The 4,496-nt window shown below is 50.3% G+C and carries 3 protein-coding genes and 1 pseudogene; 3 read left to right on the plus strand and 1 reads right to left on the minus strand.

The features are described from left to right. Nucleotides 1-128 precede the first annotated feature (128 nt). Nucleotides 129-443, minus strand: a pseudogene (locus CR105_RS26925) (IS21 family transposase); the annotation flags it as partial. Between the two features lie 317 nt (nucleotides 444-760). Between CR105_RS26925 and CR105_RS26930 the strand changes: the two are divergent. From CR105_RS26930 to CR105_RS26940, 3 genes are all read left to right on the plus strand, one after another. After that, on the plus strand, nucleotides 761-1,171 hold the full coding sequence (locus CR105_RS26930) for a hypothetical protein (RefSeq protein WP_099794005.1): 411 nt from the start codon (nucleotides 761-763) through the stop codon (nucleotides 1,169-1,171). 13 nt (nucleotides 1,172-1,184) lie between these two features. Continuing rightward, nucleotides 1,185-2,669 (plus strand): ATPase domain-containing protein, encoded by a 1,485-nt coding sequence (locus CR105_RS26935; protein WP_099794007.1) that lies wholly within the window; start codon nucleotides 1,185-1,187, stop codon nucleotides 2,667-2,669. A gap of 76 nt (nucleotides 2,670-2,745) precedes the next feature. Further along, the gene (locus tag CR105_RS26940; RefSeq protein ID WP_099794009.1) at nucleotides 2,746-4,314 is read left to right on the plus strand and encodes a diguanylate cyclase domain-containing protein; all 1,569 of its coding nucleotides are present in this window, start codon (nucleotides 2,746-2,748) and stop codon (nucleotides 4,312-4,314) included. Nucleotides 4,315-4,496: the final 182 nt, after the last annotated feature.

The raw sequence follows: 4,496 nt of genomic DNA on the forward strand, positions 1-4,496 counted from the left end.
GATGCAGACCAGGATCACATCGATCGGAAAGCGCATCCCTTTGAAGTTGAGCATGTCGAGTCGTCCTGGGTTCGGGCGCCGCAGCTTACCCGATTACCCCGTCGATGTTCGCTAATGCGACAGAACCCGAACAAGCGCGGACGGCGGTAACGGTCACCGCCGGGGATGCGCGTCAGGGCGCCTTCGCCGTAACCGACCTGGGCCTCTTCGCCGGGGGCGAATTCAAGCCGGTCGAACTGCTCCGGCTCGCGCTGAACCAGGCGGCCGGCAAAGCGCTTGACGCTGTTGTAGCGACCGGTGAAGCCGAACTGGTCGACCAGGTCCTGGTAGATCGCCGTGTAGTTGCGGCGCAGGCGCTGTTGGGCCTCGATGAAGGCGCGATGCGGTTCGCACAGCGACTGCGGTCCGCTGTCGATTGCCGGTGGCCGGGGTGGGGGAATTTCAACGCCATGGCCGGTGGCCGGGGTGGGGTTGTAAGCCGAAACCGCCGAAATTTCCGGCACCCCATCTCAATTCCGTTCTTAGAAGATTCCGTTGTTTGCCAAGCAACGCGACAAGCTCATCCTGACCGGCCCGCCAACGCTACCAATGCGACAGGACCCAAATATTTACACGCATGTTCGCAAAAAGGTCCATACTGCATTAAAAACAACTGGTGCAACCCATCATAGACGTTTGTAGTTTGCTGTACTCTCTGCATACTTACAAACTGCCTGCCAAAAGCAACTCACATTCACTTCCCAAGTCATGGCGCTCCCTTATGGAAAACCAACAGATCAGTTGGGCAATCAATTGTTACTCTGAAGACGTAAAGCGGGGGCATGACGCGACGCGCATCGCTGACACTATCGTGGCGACATGGGAGGGTATAGACTCCATCATGCGTCTAATAATCGGCAAGGGTGGCTTCAATGCGCTTTTTTCTCAAAGCATCGAAGTTACTGGGCAGTCGTATCCTTGGCTTGCAACGCTTTCACAAGGCGGCCAATCTGATGTGGATTTAAAAGCTCTCCGCGTGCTCCTCTTAAACCAAGACACGATTGACTTCGCAGCGGCAAGCGATGCTTTACTGTCATCATTTCTAAATAAGCTTATGGACTTGATTGGCCTGTCGCTTACTAAACGGCTACTACGGCCGATAATAGACCCACTGCTGACAGTCAAGTTATAAAGGACACTTCGCTATGCGTACAAAAGTAAAGATCAAACGCCTTTTGACTGGGGTGCCAGGACTGGATGAGTTGCTTGGGGGCGGTTTGCCTGAACTTTCCTTTAACTTGATTGCTGGTGAACCGGGATGCGGCAAGACAACGCTCGCTCACCAAATGATGTTTTCGTTAGCTACACCTGAACGTTCGGCTCTGTTTTTAACGATTTTAGGCGAGCCTCCGCTCAAAATGCTGCGTTATCAGCAACAGTTCGATTTTTTCGATGAAGAGGCAATTAATAGCTCCGTTCGATTCGTCAACCTTTCTGATGAAACGCTGACAGGTGATCTAGATCTTGTGCTCTCTCGGATCATCGAAGAGGTCAAGAATCACAAGCCGGCTTTTGTTTTTGTAGATTCTTTCCGCTCGGTTGTGCGGGCTGCAACCCAGAACGAATGCGTCCGAAATCAGTTAGAGCATTTCGTGCAGCAACTTGGAATGACGATGACAAGTTGGCAAGCGACTACTTTTTTAATCGGCGAATATGCGGAACCTGGTGATGTCAATCCGATATTTACGGTTGCAGACGGTTTAATTTGGTTGCGTCAAAGTAATCATGTCAATTCTATGGTACGTAAGGTTGAGATTGTAAAAATGCGTGGGCAGGCAACTATACCTGGCCAGCATTCGTTTCGAATCAATGAGGAAGGTATCAAAATTTTTGCGCCAGTGCGCATTTCGCAAACTAACGATGAGGAATTGACTCCTCGCTTGCTCTTTGGTATTCCGCCATTGGACGATATGCTGGGCGGTGGCCTACCACAGGGCTTCTCGCTGCTGATAGCAGGGCCATCGGGTTCTGGAAAAAGTGTTTTGGCAGCGGCGTTTCTCGCTGAGGGCGCTCGAGTCGGCGAAGCCGGTGTAATAGCGGCTTTCGAGCAACGTCCCACTAAAAAAGCGCGAAACCCTGTTTTGGCGAAACTTGTCGCTGACGGATCTGTGACCGTGATAAATACGAGCAGTCCCGATCTTTCCGTTGATGAAATAATCGTCTTGTTAATCAATGCAATTCGCCAGACAAAAGCGACGCGCGTTTTAATCGATTCACTTTCCGGTTTTGAACTTGCGTTGGCGCCAACTTTTCGAGAAGATTTTCGAGAATCGATGCTTCGTTTAGTGACCACGTTAGCGGATGCTCAGGTAACTGTCGTCATGACATGTGAGCTTGAAGACCGATATTCAGATTTGCGTTTCAGCCCCTACGGCACTGCATTTTTGACAGACGCCATTATCGTACAGCGTTACATTGAGGTTGAGAGCCGGTTGCGACGTCTGATGGCGGTTGTGAAAGTGCGCGCCAGTGAGCATTCAGATGAACTACGGGAATACACCATCGATAAGAATGGCATTCAAATTGGTGACATGCTCATCGACCAAGAAGGATTGCTTGGTGGCAGGCCGACGAAGAAACGTGACGCAACGCCGCCGAGGAAAGTTAGAAGTTCTATATCGCGTACGTAAAAGTTTTACGTTGACATAAGTGCTGCTTCGGAGGGAGTTAACGCCATGTGCAACAATTTCTATTGCTGGAAAATTTATGGATAGCGAGCGTCAGCTGGAGCTCGTCGAAGCAAACGAAAACTTAGTGATGGCTATGTTGCAAGCCCATTCTGAGCGCGACGCCAGCGAAAAAAGATTGCGCGACATGGCACTCTCGGCCGGGCTTGATGCGTTGACAGGGTTGTCAAGCCGCGTTGTCCTCCTCGATCGGTTTCGACACGCGATTGTAAAATCAAAACGTCGAGGAGAACGGCTAGCTCTTCTTTTTCTTGACTTGAACAAATTCAAGCATATCAACGACACATTTGGACATGCAACCGGTGACCAAGTATTAAAGATCGCTGCGCGTTGCTTCACCGCTGCCAGCCGCAAATCGGATACAGTTTGCAGGTACGGAGGTGACGAATTTGTGATTCTTCTCGAAGAGATATCTGAAGTTTCGGACGTGGTCGCTGTCGTAGAAAAGATCATTTCATCCCTCAGTATACCGGACCGAGTTGGTCCCTATGCCATTCGCCTCACGGCGAGCATTGGTATTAGTTTATACCCGGACAACGGAGATGAAGCAGAAATGCTTATCGCACTGGCGGACAAAGCAATGTATGCAGCCAAGCGTATTGGAAACGGCAAGTTCATTTTTGCTGGGAAAACAATTTCGCAAGAGATTCTGGGCACACACCTCTTACCACCGCTAATGCCACATCAAATTTTGTTGGTAGAAAAGGACCAACGAGAAAAGCATCGCAGAAGTGCCGATGAACAGTTGGCCAATTCCACGCTAACTGCGCAGGAACTGCGGGCCGGCGCCGAGCAAGCGCTGCGTCGGCAGACCGAATTCCTGGCATTGCTCGCGCATGAATTGCGCAATCCTCTCGGATCACTTCGCAACGTCTTGTCAGTGTTAAAGCAGGCACCGCCGGAAGCCGCAATCGAAATAAAAGCACAGGGCATCATCGACAGGCAAGTGGTTCACATGACAAAGCTGTTGGACGACGTTCTCGACATGTCGCGCATATCAACTGGAAAAATGCGTCTTGAGCGAACGCTTGTAGACATCGTGGGAGTGATTGGACAAGTGATTGAAACCACTCAGACTTCTATAGGCGAGCGTCGCCAGATACTATGCTGTGATTTGCCCGATTTTACAGTGGAGATACTTGCAGACCCGATACGCTTAAATCAAATTTTTGGAAATTTGCTCGATAACGCATCGAAGTATACCCCTGAGGAAAAAACAATTGAATTGGCAGTCGAGATAAACGAGACGTCGGTTATTGTAAAGATAACGGATACTGGAATCGGTATCACGGCGGAGGCGTTGCCGAACGTTTTTAATATGTTTGTTCAGGACTCTCACGCCACACGCTTCAATGGCAAAGGGCTCGGCATTGGTTTGGCTCTCGTAAAGGAGCTTGTCGAAGCGCATGGCGGCTTGGTAACCGCAAACAGCGATGGAAGAGGACTTGGCAGTCAGTTTATCGTTACTTTACCTAGACAGTTGGGGGGCAGTCCCAATAGTCAAATCGCGGACAGGGTTTTGTCGCGTTCCGGTTGTCTGGAAAAAAGTGAATTTCCCAAGAACCCCACTTTCCGTCGTTACTCCTAAGGAGACTCACGCTTGCGATTGTTCGCTATGTGTGGCTGTGGCTGTGGCTGCTAGGAAGGCTAACAGCAAATCAAACAGTCGTCAGGATTCTCAGTACCTCATCAAAGTTGGCGGGTTTGACCAGATGATGATCGAACCCTGCTTCACGCGAATACTGCCGATCTTTTTCCTGCCCATAACCC

Source organism: Massilia eurypsychrophila, from assembly GCF_002760655.1.
Taxonomy (GTDB): Bacteria; Pseudomonadota; Gammaproteobacteria; order Burkholderiales; family Burkholderiaceae_D; genus JAFCUW01.